Source organism: Brevundimonas nasdae (assembly GCF_019395145.1).
GTDB classification, from domain to species: Bacteria; Pseudomonadota; Alphaproteobacteria; order Caulobacterales; family Caulobacteraceae; genus Brevundimonas; species Brevundimonas nasdae.
This window is the reverse complement of the sequence record NZ_CP080034.1, coordinates 1,702,913-1,724,293: the sequence shown is the minus strand read 5'-3', so window position 1 is coordinate 1,724,293 and position 21,381 is coordinate 1,702,913. Positions and strand designations below refer to the sequence as shown.

General features: G+C 67.5%; 28 protein-coding genes. 5 read left to right on the top strand and 23 right to left on the bottom strand.

Features of this window, described 5'->3' with window-relative positions; all coding sequences use genetic code 11:
• Window positions 1-43: 43 nt before the first annotated feature.
• The 7 genes from KWG56_RS08410 to KWG56_RS08380 form a co-directional block, all read right to left on the bottom strand.
• The gene (locus KWG56_RS08410; RefSeq protein WP_008262058.1) at window positions 44-268 is read right to left on the bottom strand and encodes a hypothetical protein; all 225 of its coding nucleotides are present in this window, start codon (window positions 266-268) and stop codon (window positions 44-46) included.
• 10 nt (window positions 269-278) lie between these two features.
• Window positions 279-662, bottom strand: a complete 384-nt coding sequence (locus tag KWG56_RS08405; RefSeq protein ID WP_008261639.1) for a copper resistance CopC family protein — start codon at window positions 660-662, stop codon at window positions 279-281.
• Between the two features lie 17 nt (window positions 663-679).
• Entirely contained in the window at window positions 680-1,831 is a 1,152-nt protein-coding gene (locus KWG56_RS08400; RefSeq protein ID WP_040349356.1) for a copper resistance protein B, read from the bottom strand.
• A complete protein-coding gene (locus tag KWG56_RS08395) occupies window positions 1,828-3,639 on the bottom strand; it encodes a copper resistance system multicopper oxidase (protein ID WP_008264371.1) in 1,812 nt (603 codons plus the stop codon). Before KWG56_RS08395 ends, KWG56_RS08400 begins: the two co-directional genes overlap by 4 nt.
• A 128-nt stretch (window positions 3,640-3,767) precedes the next feature.
• Window positions 3,768-4,337: an RNA polymerase sigma factor gene (locus KWG56_RS08390; RefSeq protein ID WP_219354434.1), complete on the bottom strand. Its 570-nt coding sequence runs from the start codon at window positions 4,335-4,337 to the stop codon at window positions 3,768-3,770.
• A gap of 9 nt (window positions 4,338-4,346) precedes the next feature.
• Entirely contained in the window at window positions 4,347-4,787 is a 441-nt protein-coding gene (locus KWG56_RS08385; RefSeq protein ID WP_166604668.1) for a Spy/CpxP family protein refolding chaperone, read from the bottom strand.
• Window positions 4,784-5,062 carry a hypothetical protein gene (locus KWG56_RS08380; RefSeq protein WP_040349357.1) on the bottom strand — a complete coding sequence of 93 codons (279 nt, stop codon included), beginning with the start codon at window positions 5,060-5,062 and terminating at the stop codon, window positions 4,784-4,786. Before KWG56_RS08380 ends, KWG56_RS08385 begins: the two co-directional genes overlap by 4 nt.
• Window positions 5,063-5,231: 169 nt before the next feature.
• Here KWG56_RS08380 and KWG56_RS08375 point away from each other — a divergent pair, with 169 nt between their 5' ends.
• From KWG56_RS08375 to KWG56_RS08365, 3 genes are read left to right on the top strand one after another with little or no spacing between them, the layout of a single operon-like run.
• A complete protein-coding gene (locus KWG56_RS08375) occupies window positions 5,232-6,344 on the top strand; it encodes an acyltransferase family protein (protein WP_219354433.1) in 1,113 nt (370 codons plus the stop codon).
• Window positions 6,341-6,817, top strand: a complete 477-nt coding sequence (locus KWG56_RS08370; RefSeq protein WP_219354432.1) for a DUF411 domain-containing protein — start codon at window positions 6,341-6,343, stop codon at window positions 6,815-6,817. The genes KWG56_RS08375 and KWG56_RS08370 overlap by 4 nt, the downstream gene beginning before the upstream one ends.
• 49 nt (window positions 6,818-6,866) lie before the next feature.
• Window positions 6,867-7,358, top strand: a complete 492-nt coding sequence (locus KWG56_RS08365) for a YybH family protein (protein WP_219354431.1) — start codon at window positions 6,867-6,869, stop codon at window positions 7,356-7,358.
• 98 nt (window positions 7,359-7,456) lie between these two features.
• Here the strand turns inward: KWG56_RS08365 and KWG56_RS08360 are convergent, their stop codons facing one another.
• From KWG56_RS08360 to KWG56_RS08335, 6 genes are all read right to left on the bottom strand, one after another.
• Window positions 7,457-7,603 carry a hypothetical protein gene (locus KWG56_RS08360; RefSeq protein ID WP_219354430.1) on the bottom strand — a complete coding sequence of 49 codons (147 nt, stop codon included), beginning with the start codon at window positions 7,601-7,603 and terminating at the stop codon, window positions 7,457-7,459.
• A 48-nt stretch (window positions 7,604-7,651) separates the two neighbouring features.
• Window positions 7,652-7,984, bottom strand: coding sequence for a hypothetical protein (locus tag KWG56_RS08355; protein WP_219354429.1), 333 nt, complete (start codon window positions 7,982-7,984; stop codon window positions 7,652-7,654).
• Window positions 7,985-8,046: 62 nt separating this feature from the next.
• Window positions 8,047-8,961: a copper homeostasis membrane protein CopD gene (gene copD, locus KWG56_RS08350; RefSeq protein ID WP_008260446.1), complete on the bottom strand. Its 915-nt coding sequence runs from the start codon at window positions 8,959-8,961 to the stop codon at window positions 8,047-8,049.
• Window positions 8,962-8,965: 4 nt separating this feature from the next.
• The gene (copC, locus tag KWG56_RS08345) at window positions 8,966-9,328 is read right to left on the bottom strand and encodes a copper homeostasis periplasmic binding protein CopC (RefSeq protein ID WP_008260662.1); all 363 of its coding nucleotides are present in this window, start codon (window positions 9,326-9,328) and stop codon (window positions 8,966-8,968) included.
• Between the two features lie 117 nt (window positions 9,329-9,445).
• The gene (locus KWG56_RS08340; protein ID WP_228763639.1) at window positions 9,446-9,940 is read right to left on the bottom strand and encodes a DUF305 domain-containing protein; all 495 of its coding nucleotides are present in this window, start codon (window positions 9,938-9,940) and stop codon (window positions 9,446-9,448) included.
• A gap of 147 nt (window positions 9,941-10,087) precedes the next feature.
• On the bottom strand, window positions 10,088-12,442 hold the full coding sequence (locus KWG56_RS08335; RefSeq protein ID WP_040349359.1) for a heavy metal translocating P-type ATPase: 2,355 nt from the start codon (window positions 12,440-12,442) through the stop codon (window positions 10,088-10,090).
• A gap of 102 nt (window positions 12,443-12,544) precedes the next feature.
• Here KWG56_RS08335 and KWG56_RS08330 point away from each other — a divergent pair, with 102 nt between their 5' ends.
• Window positions 12,545-12,820, top strand: coding sequence for a metal-sensitive transcriptional regulator (locus tag KWG56_RS08330; protein WP_040349360.1), 276 nt, complete (start codon window positions 12,545-12,547; stop codon window positions 12,818-12,820).
• Between the two features lie 57 nt (window positions 12,821-12,877).
• Complete coding sequence (locus tag KWG56_RS08325) at window positions 12,878-13,303, top strand: DUF305 domain-containing protein (protein ID WP_219354428.1); 426 nt, start codon at window positions 12,878-12,880, stop codon at window positions 13,301-13,303.
• 646 nt (window positions 13,304-13,949) lie between these two features.
• Here KWG56_RS08325 and KWG56_RS08320 read toward each other — a convergent pair.
• From KWG56_RS08320 to KWG56_RS08285, 10 genes are read right to left on the bottom strand one after another with little or no spacing between them, the layout of a single operon-like run.
• Window positions 13,950-14,426 (bottom strand): methyltransferase family protein, encoded by a 477-nt coding sequence (locus KWG56_RS08320; RefSeq protein WP_008259823.1) that lies wholly within the window; start codon window positions 14,424-14,426, stop codon window positions 13,950-13,952.
• Window positions 14,423-14,551: a DUF2474 domain-containing protein gene (locus KWG56_RS18915; RefSeq protein ID WP_194943540.1), complete on the bottom strand. Its 129-nt coding sequence runs from the start codon at window positions 14,549-14,551 to the stop codon at window positions 14,423-14,425. Before KWG56_RS18915 ends, KWG56_RS08320 begins: the two co-directional genes overlap by 4 nt.
• Entirely contained in the window at window positions 14,551-15,552 is a 1,002-nt protein-coding gene (cydB, locus tag KWG56_RS08315; protein ID WP_008259839.1) for a cytochrome d ubiquinol oxidase subunit II, read from the bottom strand. The genes KWG56_RS18915 and cydB overlap by 1 nt, the downstream gene beginning before the upstream one ends.
• Complete coding sequence (locus KWG56_RS08310) at window positions 15,542-16,969, bottom strand: cytochrome ubiquinol oxidase subunit I (protein WP_008263196.1); 1,428 nt, start codon at window positions 16,967-16,969, stop codon at window positions 15,542-15,544. Before KWG56_RS08310 ends, cydB begins: the two co-directional genes overlap by 11 nt.
• A gap of 9 nt (window positions 16,970-16,978) precedes the next feature.
• Complete coding sequence (locus tag KWG56_RS08305) at window positions 16,979-17,773, bottom strand: sulfite exporter TauE/SafE family protein (protein ID WP_008264059.1); 795 nt, start codon at window positions 17,771-17,773, stop codon at window positions 16,979-16,981.
• Window positions 17,774-17,781: 8 nt separating this feature from the next.
• Entirely contained in the window at window positions 17,782-19,059 is a 1,278-nt protein-coding gene (locus tag KWG56_RS08300) for an NAD(P)/FAD-dependent oxidoreductase (protein ID WP_008260866.1), read from the bottom strand.
• Window positions 19,056-19,478 (bottom strand): protein tyrosine phosphatase family protein, encoded by a 423-nt coding sequence (locus tag KWG56_RS18765; RefSeq protein ID WP_008260019.1) that lies wholly within the window; start codon window positions 19,476-19,478, stop codon window positions 19,056-19,058. Before KWG56_RS18765 ends, KWG56_RS08300 begins: the two co-directional genes overlap by 4 nt.
• Before the next feature lie 29 nt (window positions 19,479-19,507).
• Window positions 19,508-19,927, bottom strand: coding sequence for a DUF6691 family protein (locus KWG56_RS08295; protein WP_008259144.1), 420 nt, complete (start codon window positions 19,925-19,927; stop codon window positions 19,508-19,510).
• Window positions 19,924-20,358, bottom strand: coding sequence for a YeeE/YedE family protein (locus tag KWG56_RS08290; protein ID WP_008259836.1), 435 nt, complete (start codon window positions 20,356-20,358; stop codon window positions 19,924-19,926). Before KWG56_RS08290 ends, KWG56_RS08295 begins: the two co-directional genes overlap by 4 nt.
• 12 nt (window positions 20,359-20,370) lie before the next feature.
• On the bottom strand, window positions 20,371-21,312 hold the full coding sequence (locus KWG56_RS08285) for an MBL fold metallo-hydrolase (protein WP_219354427.1): 942 nt from the start codon (window positions 21,310-21,312) through the stop codon (window positions 20,371-20,373).
• Between the last annotated feature and the right edge of the window lie 69 nt (window positions 21,313-21,381).

The window sequence follows — 21,381 nt, the reverse complement described above, 5'->3', positions numbered from 1 at the left end:
CGGCTCCCCCACGGGAAACCGCCGGAAACCATCGATGCGACGATCAGTTGTGGTCGGCGTGGCCCTGAGGCGCGGGCGTATCCGACGGCGCCGGGGCGGGCGGCGTCGGCTCGGGCGGGGCGGGCTCGGTCTTCATCTCGTCGCAGCAGCTCATGGCGGCGTCCGCGGCCATGTCCTTGCAGCACTCGCAACCTTCGGCGGCGAGGGCCGCGCCGGCGCTCAGGGTTAGGATCGCGCCGGCGGCGGCCAGCAGGTTGGAAACTTTCATCGTCGTTCTCCTAGTGAACCATAAAGCTGACCGAGCCGGACATCTTGTGGCCGTCCGGGCCCTCGGCGGTCCAGGCGGCAGTGTAGGTTCCTGGGGCCAGACGCGGAAGAGCCACGCCGACGGTCGCGGCGGCGGGCGCTGCGGGGACACTCACTTCGACCGGGGCCTGACCTTCGGCGGTGAGCGTGACCGTCTTGAGGACCATCGTATGCGGGAAGGTGACGCTGAAGCGTTCCGGCGAGCCCTGGGTCATCGCCCCGTTCGCGGGAGCCGTCGTGACTCCCGACTGGGTCGCGGCGGCCTGCGCCGGCATGCTGTGGCCGGCGTGCGGATCCTGGGCGGAGGCGGCGCCGGCGAAAGCCAGGGCCGCCGTGAGGGTGAGAATGCGGATCAAGGGGTGGTCTCCTTCGGTTAGAACCAGGCCTTGAGGCCGACGATGAACCGGATGTCCTCGGCCTCGCCGCCGCGGGCTTCGATGTAGCCGGCTGTGTCTCCGAGCGCGCGGCTCCACTCGACGCCGACATAGGGGGCGAACTCCTTGCGGAACTCGTAGCGCAGTCGCAGGCCCGCCTCGACCGAGGACACGCCCGAGCCAATCTCCAGTTCCGGAATGTCGCTGGCCGAAGCGTCGATTTCGAGGCGGGGCTGAAGGATCAGGCGCTGGGTGATGCGCAGGTCGTATTCGGCCTCGACGCGGGCGGTCAGGTCGCCGTCGGTCGACAGGAAGGCGGCGGCGTCGACTTCCCACCAATGGGGCGCCAGGCCCTGCAGGCCGAGGACCAGATGCGTCGTATCTTCGCCGTCGGGCCGGAAGTCCTGTCGCACGCCGGCCTGGAGGTCCCAGAAGGGCGTCACGGCGCGGCTGTAGAGAGCCTGGACTTCGGCGTCCTCGAGCGCGCCGTTGAAATCGCCTTCGCCCTCGGATTTCCACCAGAAGCGGTTGATGTCGCCGCCCGTCCAGCCCTGGACGTCCCAGAGGTAGGTCTCGCCGCCGTCGCCGAAGCCGGCTTCGAGGCGATCGAGAATGACGGCCGTGGTGCGGACGTCGCCGTTTTCGTGAATCAGGGTCCGGCGAGAGGCGGCCATGGCCTCGGCGCCGAAGACGAGATCGGCAGCGTGGACAGGGCCGGCCAGGGCGGCGGGCGGGAGCGGGTCCTCCGGAGGACGGCCGGGGTTGTCGGCGCTGGTCGCCACATTGGGCGGCCCCATGCTCATGGTCGACATGTCATGCCCGGCGTGAGGGTCGGTCTGCGCGGGTGACATGGCCGACATGTCGTGGCCCGCGTGTGGATCAGCCTGGCCGGGCGTCGCCGCCGGCATCTGGTGTCCCGCCTGCGGGTCTACGGGCGCGGGCTGCGCCGGCATCCGGTGGCCTGCATGCGGATCCGCGGCGGGCGGCGTCTGCGCGGGCGGCATGACGTGACCGGCGTGCGGATCCTGCGCCGGTCGGGCCGGCGCCGCGGTCGCCGGCATAGTGTGGCCCGTGTGAGTGTCCTGGGCCTGGGCGCTGAAGGCGCTGACGGCGAGCACCAGCGGGGCGAGGGCGACGGCGAGGCGGCTCATGACGCGGCTCCGTCCATGGGCCGCACCGTCACAACATTGAACATGCCGGCGTGCATGTGCATCAGCATGTGGCAGTGGAAGGCCCAGTCGCCGGGCGCGTCGGCGGTCAGATCGAAGGTCACCTTGCCGCCGGGCGCGACGTTGACCGTATGCTTGAGGGGCTGGTGACCGGTGGGTCCGCCGGTCACCAGTTCAAAGAAATGACCATGCAGATGGATCGGGTGGGCCATCATGGTGTCGTTGACCAGGGTCACCCGCACCCGCTCGTTGCGCTCGAAGCGGATCGGTTCGACCAGTTCGCTGAACTTTCGGCCGTCGAAGCCCCACATGAACCGCTCCATGTTGCCTGTCAGGTGGATCTCCATCGTCCGAGACGGGGGGCGCGGGTCCTTGTTCGGCTGGAGCGACACCAGGTCGGTGTAGACGAGGACGCGATGATCGACTGTAGTGAGACCGATCGGACGCTCACCCAGACGGTTGGCGGGATCCATGGCGATCGCATCGACGCCGACGCCCACCGCCATGTCGGGCGGAGCGTTCTCGGGATCGCGCATGTTCATGCCCGACATGGACATCCCGGCCATCTCGCCGGCCGCGGGCGCGTTCTGGGCCGGAGCCGCGTGGTCCATGCCGGCCATCGCGCCATGATCCATACCGGACATGTCGGCCATCGCGCCGTGATCCATTCCGCCCATGCCCATGTCGCGCATGGTGAGGTTCGGGACCTCTCGCAGGGGAGGGACCTCGGCGGTCATGCCCAGGCGCGGCGCCAGGGTCGCCCGGCCCATGCCGGACCGGTCGATGGCTTCGGAGACGATGGTGTAGGCGCGGTCCTCGGTCGGCTGGACGATGACGTCGTAGGTCTCGGCGACCGAAATCTGGAACTCGTCCGTCTCGACCGGGCGCACGTTCTCGCCGTCGGCCTGCACCACGGTCATCGGCAAGCCCGGGATGCGAACGTTGAAGATGGACATGGCCGACGCGTTGATGATGCGCAGCCGCACCCGCTCGCCGGGCCGGAACAGGCCGGTCCAGTTCTCCTGCGGTCCATGGCCGTTGATCAGATAGGTGTAGGTCGACCCGCTGACGTCGAGGATGTCGCGCGGGTCCATCCGCATCTGGCCCCACATGCGCCGTTCCTCCAGGCTCATGCGGTCGCTGCCGTCCATGAGCCCCGCCAGCGTGGTGCGCTGCTGGTTGAAGTAACCCGGGCTCTTCTTCAGCTTGGCCAGGATTTCGTGCGGATGCATGAAACTCCAGTCCGACAGGACCAGCACATGCTCGCGGTCGTAGGCGACCGGATCGGCGCCCGCCGGGTCGATCACGATTGGGCCGTAGTGACCCATCGCCTCCTGTAGGCCAGAGTGACTGTGATACCAGAAGGTGCCCGACTGCTTGATCGGGAACTCGTAGACGAAGGTCTCACGGGCCTTGATGCCGGGGAAGCTGATGCCAGGAACACCATCCATCTGGAACGGGACGAGCAGGCCGTGCCAGTGGATTGAGGTGTCCTCGTCCAGCGTATTGGTCACCGCTAGCCGGACGTTCTGGCCTTCTCTAAGGCGTAGCAGCGGCGCCGGCAGAACGCCGTTGATGGTCACCGCATGGCCGGTGCGGCCGCCCACGGTGAAGGGCGTGTGTCCGACGGTCAGGTCGATGTTCGGTCCCGTCAGCGTCGGAAGATCCGCCCGCAGTCCCGCCGATCCGGTTTGCGCCCAGGCGGGGAGCAGACCCTGCAGGCCCAGCAGCCCGCCGCCGGCGGCTGCGCCACGGAGAAGCGTTCGGCGATCGAGGCGGGGCGTGGACATAGGCGAGAAATTCCTTGGTCGGGCTATTCAGCCGTTCGTTCAGATACGCGGCCGGGCGGCGTATCCCTCGCGTCAGGATGCCGCAGACGTCGGGATTGCAGCTTGTGCATCTTCCCATCAGGGCAAGGTCAAGCGTTTCCGCCGGAAGCTTGGGCCAAAGCCGCCGTCAAGGTCTTGCGGGCGCGGGCGACGCGGGTCTCGACCGCCTTGGGCGTAATACCGAGGATCGAGGCGATCTCGGCGTGAGACCGTCCCTCGAGCGTGGCGAGCAGAAGCGGCCCCTTCAGGGCGTCGGGAAGGTCCCGCAAGGCGCGTTGCAGAGCTTCGGCCCTGCGCTGATCGTCCAGCCGTGTCTCGGGTGACGGCGCATCGTCGCCCACCGCCGCCGCCTCGGGCGCCTCCAGGCCCATGACGCCGCGCACAACCCGGCGGACCGCGCGCCGCCGGCCCCAGTCTCGACATTTGTTGAGAGCGATGGAGCGCAGCCAGACGTCGAACGGCCGCGCCGGATCATACCGCCGCAGGGCGAGCCAGGCGGACGCATAGCTTTCCTGAAGCACGTCATGCGCTTCGGACTCATCGCCGACATAGCGGCGCACGAACCGGTAGAGATCTGCCTTTGTGGCGGCCATCAAGGCGGTGAAGGCCGCCCGGTCTCCGGTCGCCGCACGGGCCTCGATGCTCTGCTCGGCACCCACGCGCGCCGCTTAGCCGGCGTCGTCGTGCAGGGCCTCGACGACGGCGGCGTCGAACACCTCGGCCTGCGCCGGGCTCAGGACGGATCGCATCTCGAACACGTGGGTGATCGTCGCCTTCTGAAGATCGCCCATGGCCGCGTGGAAATGATCGACCGCGGCCTGGACCTGGGGCGTGTCGCCGTCACTGGCGGCGATAGCGGCCGCCAGTTCGCGATTGGCCGCGCGGACTTCCGCTTCGAGCGCCGGCCGCTGAGCGGCGAACCGGGCTTCGACCACGTCGAGCCGTCGATCCTGCTCAGGGCTCAGGTCGAGTTTCTCATGGACGACGCTGTGCAGGCTTGGCGGCTGCCGCTCCCGCATGACCCAGGTCGCGCTCGCCCAGGTCGCCGCGCCGCTGGCCAGCGCGGCCAGGATGGCCGTGATAACGATCGACTTCCAGGCGGCCCTCATCCCCGAACGTCCAGGCCGGAGAGAGGCGACAAGCCCGCCGAGACCGTGAAAATCCGCATCTCGGACGGCTCCGGCCGTGGAGCCATGAGCATCAGCCCTCCGTTCGCGACGCCAATCACCAGAGCGAGCGCAACGGCGGCGACCCGAACCTGACCCATGCGGGCACGCTCCCTGCGTTCGCCGATCCGCACCCAGACCGCGTCTTCCATGCCGACCAGCCGGCCGGCGTCGCCCGGCCCGACCGCTGCGATCAACTCATTCATGTCGTCAGTCATTGCGCACCTGCGTCACGCCCCACTTGCCATACGCGCCGGCCTTCCGGTCCCCTCACGAGGGGACGAGCCGTCGCCCGCGTAGATACCAGAGACGACCGGGACGCGCCCTGTCGTCCGGGGAAAAGACGTGAGCGACAGAGCAGGGCCCAGGCGGGTTCCATTCCCCGACGTGCTCGATCCGCTCACGGGCGTGAGGTTCTTTCTCGCCCTCGGCGTCGTGCTGTTCCACTTCCAGCTCTACTGGACCCTCCCGGCGGAGAGCGCGGGCTTGTTGAACCGCGCGCGCCTGGGCGTGGATGTCTTCTTCATCCTGTCGGGCTTCATCCTGACCCACGTCTACCTGCAGGGAGACCGGGCCCCGAACTACGGTCGATTCCTGGCGGCGCGCCTGGCCCGGATCTATCCGGCTCACCTGTTCATCCTCCTGGCCATGCTTGGGCTGGTGCTGATCGCGCCGGTGTTCGGCGTCGGGCTGGAGCCTGGCCGGTTTAATCCCGTCGACTTCGCGGGCACCCTTCTGCTCGTACAGGCGTGGTTCCCGCGCGAGAGCATGGCGCTCTGGAACGGACCGGCCTGGTCGCTGTCGGCGGAGTGGTTCGCCTATCTGGCCTTCCCCGCCTATGCCGCCCTCGCGCTCCGGCTGCGGGCCAGGCCGTGGGTCCTGATTGCACTCGCCATGCTGTTTTTCGTCGCTTTGGACGCCTTCTACCGCGCCTGGTTCGGCCGGATGCTGCCTCGCGCCGAGGACAGCCTCGGGATCCTGCGCATCATTCCCGAATTCCTCTACGGCATTGGCCTCTACTATCTCGGTCAGCGCTGGACGCCTTCGCCGCGAATGTCCCTCATGGGCGCCCTGGTCGCCACGACCCTGCTGCTGACGCTCATGCAGATCGGCGCCGACGACCGGGTCATCGTGGCGGCGGCCGGTCCCTTCATCCTGTCGCTCGCCCTGTTGGCCAAGGCTCCGGTCCGGACCTTCCTGTCTCACCCCGTCCATCTGTTCGCCGGCGAAGCGTCGTTCGCCCTCTATCTCGTCCACATCCCCATCCTGATGGTGTGGCGCAATGCGGCGCAGGCGTTCTCCGGCTGGGGTGCGGACTATCGAATGGGCCTGGTCGAACTGGCCGCCATGCTTGTGTTGACGCTCGCCGCCGCGGCCGCCATCCATGTCTTCGTCGAGCAGCCTGGCCGACGGTGGTTGCGGGCGCGGCTGGTGCCGCAGCGCGCCGACCCTGTCGAGGCGCAGCGATCCGTCCACAGCGATCAGGGAGAACCCTTTTGAATCCCGCCAATCTGAACCGTCGTCTACTCATGGGCGCGGCCGTCTTCATCGGCATGGGCGGGTCCGCCTGCGCCCAGACCCGTCCGTCCAGAAACCTCACGGTCTTCAAGATGCCCACCTGCGCCTGCTGCGACGCCTGGATCGCGCACATGCGCCAGGCGGGCTTCACCACCACCATCACCGTCCTTCCAAGCCTTCAATCGGTCCGGAGCAGCCGGGGCATGCCGGACGCGCTCGCCTCCTGTCATACCGGTCTGATCGATGGCTATCTGGTCGAGGGTCATGTGCCGGCCCCGGACGTCATTCGACTGCTGACCGAGAGACCGGCGGCGGTGGGCGTCGCGGTCCCGGGCATGCCGCTCGGTTCGCCCGGCATGGAGACGCCGCAGGGGCGCAAGGAGCCCTACGACACCCTGCTGGTGCTTCGCTCGGGCGCGACCCGCGTGTTCGCCCGCCACAACCCGCCGGCCTGACGCAGATCGCGCTCAGCCCGTTCAGATCACCCACAATCCGGAGTTCGCCATGTCCCGCACCTCTCTCGCACTCGTCCTGTCGCTCGCCGTTCTTTCGGCGACACCCGCCTTCGCCCAGGACCACGCCCACGGCCATGCCCAGGCCGCCGGCTCGGTCGCCGCGGAAGCTACGGACGCGGCGGCGGCCGTCGACGCCTTTCACGTCGCCCTGAAGGCCGGCGACACGGCCGTCGCCCTGGCCTTGATGGCGCCGGATGTGATGATCTTCGAGGAGGGTGGCGCGGAGCGATCGCGCGACGAGTATGCGTCCCATCACCTGGGTTCGGACGCCGCCTTCGCCGCGGCCTCTGAAGCGACGGTGACGCGCAGATCGGGATGGGCCGATGGGGACATCGCCTGGATCGCCAGCGAAGGCCGCACCACGGGCCAATTCAACGGCCGTGCCGTGGACCGCCTGACGACCGAAACCATGGTCCTCAGACGCCATGCCGACGGCTGGCGCATCCACCACATTCACTGGTCGTCGCGCGCGCCCGGCTGACGCTCAGGCCCGCGCCAGCGGGTCGCCGGCTCTGCGACGTCGGTGAGGAACATCGAGAAGACGCCCGCCCTCGCGGGCGGGCGTCCCCGATCATACGATCAGCAGCAGGTGCAGGCTTCCGCGCAGGCTGCTATAGCGTCGCAGCAAGCGCATACGGCCTGCGCCACGGCGTCCGGCGCGGCCGCGAAGGCGGCTGAACCGGAAGCCAGCAGCAACAGGGCTGCGAGGGTGAGAGTGCGTTTCATGGTTATGATCTCTGTTTGATTGAATGAGTTCGGTCATCTTCAACAGGATCAGCGTCGTGGGGGCGGGTCGTCCGCCTCCACACTGAAATCGGCATGCCGCGCATCAAGGGATGGATAGAGGACAGACGCATAGACCCGTGCGTGGGTGGATTCACCGCCCTGGGGGACAAGGCCCTGGCAGATGGCCAGACACGCCTTATGGCACGAGATCCTGACGGTCTTCGGCTCGCACGGGACGCCGTCGCCGCTCATCGACATGGACGCCATATCCTGATCGACCGGAGCTTCGCAGGCGATCGAAGCGGTGGACACGAACAGCACGGCAAACGCCGCGAGCAGCGCGGTCGTCAGTCGGAGGAGGTCATGACGCAGGAACGGCATTGTCTGATCATACTTCAACGGTCGGCGGAGCGACGATCTCATTTTGATCATTGCAATCGAGCCTACAGAGACGCCGGGGGCGGCAGGGTTCCCATGACCGCCACGACGCCGATCAGGGCGAGTCCCAGACCCGTTTCGATCAACAGGCTGCGCCGGAGCGCGCTCATGGCGGCGACGGAGGGTTGGCCCGTCTCCAGCGCAGAGCCCAGTGTCGGCGTCAGCCGGAACCGGTTGCTCGCCGCCAGCGCAAGCATCAAACCGAAGAGGACGAGCTTGGCGACCAGAAGCTGGCCGTAGAGGTTGCCCGCGATCGACGCCACGCGCTCGGGACCGATCAGGAACCAGCTGTTCACGAGACCGGTCAGCACCAGCAACAGGACCGCGAGCGTTCCAAGGCCGGCGAAGCCATGCAGGGCGCGATGGATTGCAAGGTCGTCCGGACCGGCTCGGCGCAGAAGCAGGGCCGTCAACGCCGCCAGGGCGCCCAGCCACAAGGCCGCTGCCACCGCGTGAATGATGTTGGCGACAAGATGGAGGGGCCCGCCAGGGCCCTCGGTGGCCGCGCCGTGACCCGTCCACGCGAAGCTGGCGGCCACCATCAGACCCAAGGCGGCCGTCACGCTCCAGAGCGCGCGACCGGGTTTCAGGGCGACCAAGGCGACGAGCCCAAGCAAGGCGGCGGCGGCCCGCACGACCATCGCCATGCCCAGGGCCGTGCCGGTGACCATGAAGGACAGGGACGCGGGTTTGACGGCTTCGCCCAGCGACCCCGCCATGACGGCCGTCTGTGCCACCAGGGCGGCGAGCGAGCCGAGCGCGACGATGATCGCGGCGAGGCGCAATGTCGGTCGCGACCATTCCAGGTTCGGCGCGTCGGCGTCTTTGAAGCTGTAGAGAAGGAACAGCGGCGCGCCGAGAAGGACGACGCCGCCGCCGTATTGAAGCCAGCGAAGCGCGATGACCGCGACTTCCAGCACGGCGTCAGCGCACCGTGAAGGCGTAGGATCCCGTCATGCGGTGGCCGTCGCTCGACGCGATACGCCAGTCGACACGGTAGGCGCCGGCGGCCAGCGGGCGAGCCAGCGCGCCCGTGAGGGTCCTGCCGTCCTCGGCCACCGAGGTGCGGATCGCGATCTTCTCCCCCGCCGCATTGACGACGTCGAAGCCGGAAAAGGCGGGAACGCTGCGTTCGCTGAAGGTCAGGGTCAGCGTCCGGGTCGCGGCCACGGTGGAGTCGGGCGCCGGGGTGGCGCTGACCAGGCGAGCGTGGGCCGCCGCCGGTCCGGCGGCGAAGGCCACGACCGCCGCGACGGCGATGAAGGGCGCGGGGTGGAAGTAACGCATACTCAGTCTCCAGACGTTTGGCCGGTCCCGGCCTTCTGCTTCTCTACGCGCCACACGACCGCGTCCCTCATGAAGAGGAAGCGGGCGGCGGCTGAGGCCTTCCCCCGCACGCCGGGGTCAGCGGCGACGCTTCTCGAGGAGCGCCTGCATCTGGGCGATCTCCGCCTGTTGACCACGCACGATGCCGTCGCACAAAGCGATGATCTCCGGATCTGTCAGGGAGGCTTGCTCGCACATCAACACGGCCCCGGAATGGTGCGGGATCATCGATCGCAGGAATTCGTCGTCGCCAACGAACGCCTGGGTGCGCATGCCGATGAAGCTGCCGACGAAGATCACGGCCGCGACCGCGCCAATGGCCAGGTTTGTTTTGCGCGACGGGTACATGGACCGCATGAAGACGAGCATGAGGACCGCCATCGGCGCGACCATCATCAGGGTCATGTAGACGTTGTTCAGGTTGAGATAGAAGTGACCGAGCGTGGCGATCATCGTGTACATGACCAGGTACATGATGACGAAGTCGAGCGCCAACTCCAGGTACAGGCTTCGGTAAGGGCCAAGTCCACGAGCGTTGCCTTGACCGCCGTGGTCCATCTGTTGATGAGACATCGTCCGTATCCTCTTCAGAAATTTCAGTTCGTCATCGCCTGCCGCTGCGAATGCTTGGAGACTGCGGTCAGCGTCTAAATCAATCCGGCCCGTCACAGCCGGTTCCTCCCTTAGGTGGGTGGGCGGACTGTTGATTGCCTATCTTGGCTAAAGCCTCACCGCGCGCAGTCTCAGCGCATTGCCGATGACGCTGACCGAGGAGAGCGCCATTGCGAGCGCCGCAAGGGCAGGCGAGAGAAGCCAGCCGAAGACGGGATAAAGCAGGCCAGCCGCCACGGGGATGCCAAGGGCGTTGTAGCCGAAGGCGAAAACGAGGTTCTGGCGGATGTTGCCCATCACCGCACGGGACAGATGCCGTGCGCGCACGATGCCTTGCAGATCACCGCCCAGCAGCGTGACGCCGGCGCTCTCGATGGCGACGTCCGAACCCGCCCCCATGGCGACGCCGACATCGGCTGCGGCGAGGGCAGGGGCATCGTTGACGCCATCCCCCGCCATGGCGACGATCCGACCCTGCGAACGAAGCTGTTGAACGACAGACGCCTTGTCCTGCGGCAGAACCTCCGCCTGGACTTCGTCGATGCCGAGGCGACGCGCGACCGCTTCGGCCGTCGTCCGGTTGTCCCCGGTCATCATCACCAGCCGCAGACCGGCCGCTTTCAGCGCGAGGATCGCAGCCGGCGTGGTGGCCTTGATGGGATCGGCGATGCCGATGACCCCGGCCGCCTTTCCGTCGATCGCCACGAATATGGCGGTGGCGCCGTCGTGGCGAAGGGCCTCCGCCTTCGGCTCCAGCGCGGAGACGTCGATCGAAAGCTCGCCGAGAAAACGGGTGTTGCCCAGGGCGACCTGGCGGCCCTCAATCGTCCCGCGAACGCCGCGACCGACCGGGCTGTCGAAGTCCACGGCCTCGGTAAGGGGGATGTCCCGGTCCTTGGCTGCCCGGACAATCGCGTCGGCCAACGGATGTTCGCTGCCCCGCTCGAGGCTGGCCGAAAGACGCAAGATGTCGGCTTCAACGAAGCCGAGGGCGGGCAGGATCGCCGTTACCGACGGACGGCCCTCCGTCAGGGTGCCGGTCTTGTCCAGAACGAGAGTGTCGACCTTCTCGAAGCGTTCGAGCGCCTCGGCGTTTTTGATCAGGACGCCGGCGTGGGCGCCACGTCCCACCCCGACCATGATCGAGATCGGCGTCGCCAGACCCAACGCACAGGGACAGGCGATGATGAGCACCGAAACGGCGGCGACCAGGGCGTAGGACAAACGGGGCTCGGGACCGACCAGGCCCCAGACGACGGCGGCGAGCAGGGCGATCGCGATCACCGTGGGAACGAACCATCCGGAGACCGTATCGGCCAGCCGCTGGATCGGGGCGCGACTGCGCTGGGCCTGGGCCACCATCTGGACGATCTGCGACAGCAGGGTGTCGGCGCCCACCTTGTCGGCGCGCATGATGAAGGATCCGGTCTTGTTGAGCGCGCCGGCCACGACGCGGTCGCCGACATCCTTGGTCACCGGCATGGACTCGCCGGTCACCATGGATTCGTCGACAGCGACCCGACCCTCCAGGAGTTCGCCATCGACCGGGATCTTCTCTCCGGGCCTTACCCGCAGGCGGTCGCCGACGGCGATCTGGTCAAGCGAGACATCTTCATCGACGCCGTCCGCCCGGATTCGGCGCGCGGTCTTGGGCGTGAGGTCCAGCAGGGCTCGGATCGCGCCCGACGTCTGTTCGCGGGCGCGCAGTTCCAGAATCTGCCCGACGAGGACCAGCACGGTGATGACCGCCGCCGCCTCGAAATACACCGGCGCGCTTCCGTCGGCCTTCAGGAAGGCGGGCGGGAACAGGGTTGGCGCGACGACGGCCACGACGCTGTAAAGCCATGCCACGCCGACCCCCATGGCGATCAGGGTGAACATATTCAGCCGCCGGGTGCGCAGCGATGTCCAGCCGCGCTCGAAGAAGGGCCAGCCGCACCAGAGAACCACGGGGGTCGCCAAAGCGAACTGGATCCAGTTCGACATCTGGCCCGGGATGAACATGTGGAGATTGGCCAGGTGTCCGCCCATTTCCAGGGCGAAGACCGGCAGGGTCAGGACCAGACCAACCCAAAAGCGTCTGGTGAAGTCGATCAGCTCGTGGTTGGGCGGGGCTTCCGCCGTGACCGTCTCCGGCTCAAGCGCCATGCCGCAGATCGGGCAGGAGCCTGGGCCTTCCTGCCGGATCTCGGGGTGCATCGGGCAGGTGTAGATGGCGCCGGGAACGGCCGGCTCGGCCTCCACGCGAGGGTTCAGGTAACGCATCGGATCGCCGATGAATTTGGTCCGGCACCCCGCCGAGCAGAAGAAATAGTCCTGACCGCCATGACTGGCTCGGTGAGCGGTAGTCGTGAGATCGACCGACTTGCCGCAGACGGGATCCTTGACCGTAGCCGCGCCATCCAAGGCCTTCGCCCCGCAGCAGGCGTGACCCGAGGCATGATTGTGAGGATGCGTGGACATGTCGCTCTCTCCGGCTGACCGAAGGGCTCACATATACCCATGGGGGGTATATCGCAAGATACCCGTCTGGGGTATATGAACGGGCTCAGGAGGACAGGCCGCATGCAAACCGACACGAAACCCAAAGTCCTCAACAGGCTCAGCCGGATCGAAGGCCAGGTGCGGGGAATCTCCCGCATGGTTGAAGATGACCGGTATTGCGTCGACTTGCTGACCCAACTTCAGGCCGTTCGAGCCGCGCTCCATCGCGTGGAGACCGAAGTGCTACGGGATCACCTCGACCACTGCGTCATGGGCGCCATGACCGGCGACGATCCCGAGGATCGCAAGGCCAAGGCCGGCGAGCTGATCGAGCTCTTGGCGCGGGCCGGACGGTAGAGTTGGCGGAACGAATGGGCCCTCCTGGTCGCTAACGTCGGATCCCAAGGAGCCGTCATGAAACGCATCAGCCTCGTCCTCGCCGCCTGCGCCTTGGCTACGGCCTGTTCCCCGCAAGCCGAAGAGCCCGCCGTAGCCGCGCCTGAGGCCGCCGCAGCGGCGGACGCCCATGGCGGAATGGAGGGCGGCATGGCTGCGCCTGCGCCCGGCGACTCCGTCGCCACCCAAGGCTACAAGGCATCGATGAACACGATGATGGAGGCGATGCCTCCCTTCACCGGGGACGCGGACATCGACTTCATGACGCAGATGCGAGGTCACCACGTCGCAGCCGTCTCGATGGTCCGTGTGGAGCTCGCGCAAGGCAAGGACGCCCAAGCGCGGAACCTGGCCCAGGCGGTGATCTCGGCTCAGGAGCGCGAAATCACCCTGATCGACGCCTGGCTCGCCCAGAAGGGAGCGTCAGCGACTCCCGCCGCCTGATCGCGAGATCAGGGCACCGCGTCCGAGGACCAACGGATGTGCGTAATCCGCCATCTGTCGTCCTCGTGGCGAAAGACCGATCGGCCAGTCCCGCCGTCGTCGAAAATCAGGACGCCGTCGGCCGCAAAGCCAGTGCGGCGTTTGCATTCCGGTCGTCGAGCGCGGCATGACAGGCATCGACGACGCTTGTCGCTATCGCCATACGATCGAGCCGGTAAGCTCGACGACGAACATGCGCATGAGATACAGTGTACGTCCGAGTGATGGTGCAAAGTGGCAAGGCGAATCGAACTCGTTGCATTGCATCTCGGTGCTCAGAAAGTCCGATAGACCGCAAAAGATGACGAATTCACGCAAATGTTATTGCTTAGAATTTTCTGAATGTTTTCAGAATACTTCCCGTTTGTCGGTTATTCAATCGGTCCGGCGACCGATATGCGAGAAAAAACCCCAAGCCGATCAGCGGCTTGGGGTAATTTGTGTAATCGAGTGGGAGTGAGGGGCAGTCATAAGGCGCCCCCTGACGAGATGATTGCGGAGTAATGAGCGGAGCATAGCTGCTTGGTTCACATGCCGCGCCCCGTAACCTCACGGTAGTGACGAAGCGACGGGATAGGGAGGCGTCTGTGGGCCGGGCGAAAGGGGATCACGACGTCATCCGCCGGCCCAGCCAGCGGCGCACCCGGCCCACGTACACGGACCACGCCGCGCCGAAGAGGGCCGCCAGGTGTCGTTCCTCGCGCCGGATGGCGAGACGGTCGGTGGCGAAGGCGGCGACGGGGGCGGCCACGAAGAACCAGGCGTTGTCGAACAGGCCCCCGAGGCCGAGCAGAAGCAGCCCGTTCGCGAGATAGATCGGGTTGCGGCTCCAGGCGAACGGACCGGTCGTGACCAGAGCGGTCGCCGCCCGGTGCGGCAAGATGTTGGCGCGCCGCCGCCGCATCTCCAGCATGGCCCAGAGGTCCAGACCAAGGGCGAGCCCGACCAGGAGGCCGCCGGCGGCGAAGGCGCCGGGGAAGAGGGCGGGCGGAGTCCATAGACGCGCCGTGATGAGCGCGACAAGGACGGCGCCGCCCGTGATGAGCGGCGGCCAGGGCCAGCGGTTCGGCGCCTGCGGCGTCACCCGCCGGCCAGCTTGAGAACGCCGCGCAGCAGATAGGCGATCACGCCCAGGACACCCACGCCCAGCACCCAGAGGGCGACGAACCAAAGGCCCTGCCGGAGCCCGTTTCTGGAGTCGCGACGCATCAGTGGTAACCGTCGTCGCCGACCTTGCCCCGGAACACCCAGTAGGCATAGGCGGTGTAGGCCAGGATGATCGGGATCAGGATCAGGGCGCCGACCAGCATGAACAGCTGGCTGGAGGCCGGGGCGGCGGCCTGCCAGAGGGTGATCTCGTCGGGCACGGCGTAGGGGAAGACGCTGACGCCCAGACCCGCGAAGGTGACGGCGAACAGGCCCAGCGACAGCAGGAAGGGCCAGACTTCGCGCTTCTGACGCATGGTCCAGAAGAAGGCGGCCGCGACGATCAGAACGAGCAACGGCACCTGGGCCGTCAGAAGCACGCCGGGCCAGTCGAACCAGCGCCGGGCGTATTCGCCGTCGAGGAAGGGGGTGGCCAGGCTGACCGCGCCGATCATCAGCAGGGTCGCCGGACCCAGTTTCCAGGCTTGCGCGCGGGCGTGGGTCTGGAGCGCGCCTTCCGTCTTCATGTTCAGCCAGGTGGCCCCCAGAAGGGCGTAGCCGACGACGACGGCGGCGCCGGTCAGCAGGCTGAAGGGGCTGAGCCAGTCCCACCAGCCGCCGCCATAGGCGCGGCCCGACACCTCGACCCCCTGCAGGATGGCCCCCAGGGTGACGCCCTGGGAGAAGGCGGCCAGCAGGGAGCCGCCGAAGAAGGCGACGTCCCAGACGGGCTTGGCCCGCACCGTGCGCCAGCGGTATTCGAACGCCACGCCCCGGAAGACCAGGCCCAGCAACATGGCGATGATCGGCGTATAGACCGCCGGCATCAACACGGCGTAGGCGAGGGGAAAGGCGGCGAACAGGCCGCCGCCGCCCAGGATCAGCCAGGTCTCATTGCCGTCCCACACCGGGGCGATCGAGTTCATCGCCTTGTCGCGCTGGTCCCCGGCCTTCAGCGTCGGGAACAGGATGCCGACGCCCAGGTCGAACCCGTCCATGACGATATAGGCGAAGACGGCGAAGGCCAGCAGGCCGGCCCAGACCAGGGTCAGATCAACGCTCATGATCGGTCTCCTCGCCGGTCGGGATGGGGCGGTCCGGGTCGATGGCGGGGGCGGGGGTGATGCCCGCCGTGCGGATCGGGGTTTCCGCCACGCCCGGCTCGTCCCGGTGCGGCGCATGGCTCATCAGACGCAGGATGTAGAAGACCCCGGCGCCAAAGACGGTGAAATAGACCACAGCGAAGGCGGCCAGGGAGGTTGCGACGGCGGGCGCCGCCAGGGGCGCCGCGCTGTCGGCGGTGCGGAGCAGCCCATAGACGGTCCAGGGCTGACGGCCGACCTCGGTGGTGATCCAGCCCGCCAGCACGGCGACGAAGCCCATCGGCCCCATGATCAGGGCGAAGCGGTGCAGCCAGGGCGCATCGTAGAGGCGTTTGCGCAGGCGAGCATAAAGCCCCCAGAGCCCCAGCAGCAGCATGGCCATGCCCAGGCCGACCATGACGCGGAAGGACCAGAAGACGATCTCGACCGGCGGCCAGTCGGCGCGGGCGATGGTGTCCAGACCGGCCAGGGGCGCGTTCGGATCGTGCTTCAGGATCAGGGACGACAGCTTGGGGATCTCGACCGCGCCGTGGACGGTGGCCGCCTCGCGGTCAGGAATGCCGAACAGGATCAGCGGCGCCCCGTCCGGGTGGCTTTCGAAATGGCCTTCCATCGCCATGACCTTGGCGGGCTGATGCTCCAGGGTGTTCAACCCGTGCATGTCGCCGATGAAGATCTGGACCGGGGCGGCGACCAGGATCATGCCCATGGCCATGGCGAACATCTTGCGCGCCCCCTTGTTCGTCCGCTCCTTCATCAGGTGCCAGGCCCCGACCGCGCCGACCACCAGGCCGGTGGTCAGATAGGCCGCCAGCAGCATGTGGGCGAGGCGATAGGGGAAGGAGGGATTGAAGACGATCTTGAACCAGTCGGCCGGTACGAACTGGCCGACCTCGTTGATGGCGTAGCCTTGCGGGGTCTGCATCCAGCTGTTGACCGACAGGATCCAGAAGGCCGAGGCGAAGGTGCCGATCGCGACCATCAGGGTGGCCAGGAAGTGCAGCTTCTTGCCGACGCGGTTCAGGCCGAACAGCATGACGCCCAGGAAACCCGCCTCCAGGAAGAAGGCGCTGAGCACCTCATAGGCCATCAAGGGGCCGATGACCGGTCCGGCCTTGTCGGAGAAGACCGACCAGTTGGTGCCGAACTGGTAGGACATGACCAAACCCGAAACGACGCCCATGCCGAAGGCCACGGCGAAGATCTTCAGCCAGTATTTGAACAGGTTCAGATAGAGGTCTCGCCCCGTCTTCAGCCACAGGGCCTCCAGCACGGCCAGATAGCTGGCGAGGCCAATGGAGAAGGCGGGGAAGACGATATGGAAGGCGACGGTGAAGGCGAACTGCATCCGCGCCAGGATCAGGGCGTCAAGTTCCATGGTGTGGTCTCACCCGATCAGGCCGAGCGCGCCGGCGCTGCGGTAAAGCATATAGAAGGCGACGACGAAGATCAGCCCGGCGAACACTGTGTTCAATAGGCCTTTTTGTCCTGACAGGGCCTTGGCCAGCCGTGCGCCGACCAGACCGCCCAACACCCCGCCGCCGATGAAGACGGCCGCCAGTGGCCAGTCGACCCAGCCGTCCAGGGCGTAGTTGAAGGCCGTCGTCAGGCCGAAGGCCGTCACGCCGACCAGCGACGAGCCGACCGCATAGTAGATGGGCATGCGGGTCGAGACCATCAGGCCAGGGACGATCAGGAAGCCGCCGCCGATGCCGAAGAAGCCGGACATGATCCCTGTCAGGGCGCCGGCTCCCACGAGCTTCGGCGCATTGCCCGGCGTTAGCACCACGTCGGGGTCCCCCGAGGCCGAGCGGCCTCTCAGCATCAGCACCCCGACCACCAGCATCAGCGCGGCGAACAGAGCCAGCAGCTTCTGACCGTCAACCGCCTTGCCCAGGCTGGAGCCGAGAAAGGCGCCGAAGACGCCGGCCAAGGCGAACAGGCCGGCGATCTTCCATTTCACCGTGCCGTGGCGCGCGTGGTTGAGCAGATTGGCGAAGGCGTTGGCCGCGACGGCGAAGGCGCTGGTGCCGATCGCCAGATGCGGATCCTTGACCCCCACAAGATAGACGATCAGCGGCACGGCCAGGATGGACCCGCCACCGCCGACCAGGCCGAGGGTGAAGCCGACCAGCGAGCCGGCGCCGGCGCCGAGGCCGTACTGCAGCGGGGACAGGTCCATGATCCGGCTCAGGCGACGGCGGGACGAGGTTGGATCGCGGGCTCGACGTGCTCGGGACTGGCCAGCCATTCGCGGCCCTTCAGCATGCCCAGCCAATAAATCTCGGGCAGGGCCTGAGCCTTCAGGTGCCAAGCCAGACGGGTCGGCTTCGTGCCGTCGAGCATCCATTTCGGGAAGCTTGGCAGAAGTTTGCCGCCATAGCCGAACTCGGCCAGGACGATCTTGCCGCGCTCGACCGTGAGCGGGCATGAGCCATAGCCGTCATAGACCGCCCGCATCGGCTGGCCGTCCAGCAGCGACAGGATGTTCTCGGCCACGACGGGCGCCTGTTTGCGGGCGGCCGCAGCGGTCTTGGCGTTGGGCGCCGAGCAGGCGTCGCCCAGGCCGAAGACGTTTTCGAACCGCTTGTGGCGCAAGGTGGCGTCGTCCACCTCGATCCAGCCGCTTTCGGCGGCCAGCGGGCTTTCGCGAATGAAGTCCGGCGCGGTCTGCGGCGGGCAGACGTGCAGGAAGTCGAACTCGCGCCGCGCCTGGCGCACTTCGCCGTCCGCACCCGTCACGGCGAAGGTCGCGATCCGCGCCGGGCCGTCCACCGCGACGAGTTTCGACCCGAAGTTCAGGTCGATGCGGTATTTGCGGACATATTCCATCAGCGCCGGGACGTAGTCCTTGACCCCGAACAACACCGGGCCGGCGTTGTGGAATTCGATCTCGATGTCGTTGCGGCCGTTGTCGCGCCAGTGGTCGGCTGACAGATACATGGCCTTTTGCGGGGCGCCGGCGCATTTGATCGGCATGGGCGGCTGGGTGAAGATCGCCCGGCCGCTGCGCATCGCCTGCACCAGCTTCCAGGTGTAGGGCGCAGTCTCGTAGCCGTAGTTGGAGGTGACGTTGTTGCGTCCCAGGGTTTCGGCCAGGCCAGGGATGGCCGCCCAGTCCAGCTTCAGCCCCGGCGCCGCGACCAGCATCCGATAGCCGATCCAGCGGCCGTCGGTCAGTTCGACGCGATCATGGATGGGGTCGAAGGCCGCGACCGCGCCACGCACCCACTGGGCGCCTTGGGGGATCAGGTCCTCGGTGCGGCGCTGGGTCCGCTCGGGCGTGAAGACGCCGGCGCCGACCATGGTCCAGCCGGGCTGATAGTAGTGATGTTCGGACGGCTCCACGATGCGAACATCGAGGCCTGGGCGGCGGCGCAGGAGGCTGGCGGCCGTGGCGATGCCGGCGGATCCGCCGCCGACGATCAGGACATCGCAGGAATCCAGGAGGGCGTATTGGGCGCTCATGACGCGGCTCCTTCAAGACGGGGACGCAGGGCGCCGAGGTCGTAGCCGGCGCTCTTGGCGCGGGCGATCAGATGATCGGGGCTCTCCGAGCCGGCGTTCGTGAGCGCCCACAGGGTGGTCGTGCGCGTGCCGGTGCGGCAGAAACCGAACACGGGCTGGGGCAGGTCAGCCAGAGCCTCGCGGAAGTCCGCCACGTCCTGGTCGGAGATGGCGCCGCCGACCACGGGAACGTGGGCGAAGGCGAGGCCGGCGGCCTTGGCGGCCTGGCGCAGAGCCTCGGCGCTGGGCTGGCCGGGCTCCTCGCCGTCGGGTCGGCTGGAGATCACCGACCGGAAACCCTGGGCCGCGATGGCGGGCAGGTCTTCCGGGGCGATCTGGGGCGAGGCGGATAGGGCCTCGTCCAGGGGGCGGATATCCATGGCTTTGTCTCCCTAGGGTCTTTTCTGGTTCAGGCGTTTCGGTCGAGCGTCAGGCGGAACAGCGCCATGCCGGCCACGAGGGCGCCGACGAAGACGAAGGCCTGCCAGGCGCCGGTCGTCAGGGCCGCCAGCGCCGGGCCGGGGCACAGACCGACCAGCCCCCACCCCAGGCCGAACAGGACGGCCCCGCCGACCAGAGGGGTGTCGATGGTGCGGCTCTCAGGCACATGGAAGGTCTCGGCCGCGACCGGCGTCTCCATGCGCCGGCGGATCAGATAGGCGATGGCGGAGGGGATCAGCGCCCCGCCCATGACGAAGGCCAGCGAGGGGTCCCAGGCGCCCGTCACATCCAGGAAGGCCAGGACGCGGGCCGGGTTGATCATGTCGGACACCACCATGCCGGCGCCGAACAGCAGGCCGCACAGGACGGCGACGATCAGCCGGTTCATGCCAGGCCTCCCAACAGGTGGCGGGTGACGAAGACGGTCAGGGCCGCGACGGCCATGAAGACGCCGGTGGCGACGATGGAGCGGGGCGACAGGCGGGCCAGGCCGCAGACGCCGTGGCCGCTGGTGCAGCCCGAGCCCCAGCGGGTGCCGAAACCGACGATCAGGCCGCCGAGCACCAGCAGCCAGATGTCCGAGGTGATCTGCACCTCGGGCCTGCGGATCAGCGCTGAGGCCAGGGCCGCGCCGCCCAGCAGGCCGGCGATGAAAAGCAGGTCCAGGGTGCGCGGCGCGCCTTTCGACAGGCCGGTCGCCGCGGCGGTCAGGCCGGAGATCCCGGCCACGCGCCCATTCAGCAGCAGATAAAGGCCGGCGGACAGGCCGACCAGCAGGCCGCCGGCCAGCGGCCAGACGAAGGAAATGGGTTCAGGCATGGGGGGCTCGCCTCACAGCGCGTTCAGCGGGACCTTGAGGTAGCGCACCCCATTGTCCTCGGGCTCGGGCGGGCGGCCGCCGTTCATGTTCACCTGGACTGACGGCAGGATCAGCCTGGGCATGGGCAGGGTGGCGTCGCGCTGGGTGCGCATGGCCACGAACTCGTCCTCGCTGACGCCGTCGCGGATATGGATGTTGCCGGTGCGCTGGGCGCCGATGGTGGTCTCCCAGGCGAACTCGGTCCGGCCCGGAGGCGCCTTGTAGTCGTGGCACAGGAAGACCCGCGCCTCGTCCGGCAGGGAGGTCAGGCGATGGATCGAGCGATACAGGGTCCCGGCGTCGCCGCCGGGGAAGTCGCAGCGCGCCGTGCCGTAGTCGGGCATGAACATGGTGTCGCCGGGAAAGACAGCGTCGCCGATGACATAGGCCAGACAGGCCGGGGTGTGGCCGGGCACATGCAGCACCGTGGCCTTCAGCCCGCCGATCTCGAACCGGTCGCCGTCGTTGAACAGATGGTCGAACTGGCTGCCGTCGCGGCGGAAGTCGGTCCCTTCGTTGAATATCTTGCCGAAGACCGCCTGGACGGTGAGGATCTCATGGCCGATGGCCAGCTGACCGCCGAGCTTTTCTTGGAGATAGGGCGCCGCCGACAGGTGATCGGCGTGGGCGTGGGTCTCCAACAGCCACTGGACCGTGAGACCTTCGGATTTCACGTAATCAATGAGGGCGTCCGCCGAGGCGTGGGCGGTGCGGCCGGACGCCGGATCGTAGTCGAGCACGCTGTCGATGATGGCGCAGACGTCGGAGCCGGGATCGCGCACGACATGGCTGACGGTGAAGGTGGCCTCGTCGAAGAATGACCTGACGACAGGGCGCTGGCGAGGATCGCCCAGCGCGGCGCGCACGATGTCGGCGGCGTGGTCGCGGGCGGGATCGGGGATGGGCGAGGACATGGCGTGTCTCCGTTTCGGTGACTCAACACATATACCCATTCATAGTTCGTGCAAGTATGTATTTTAATG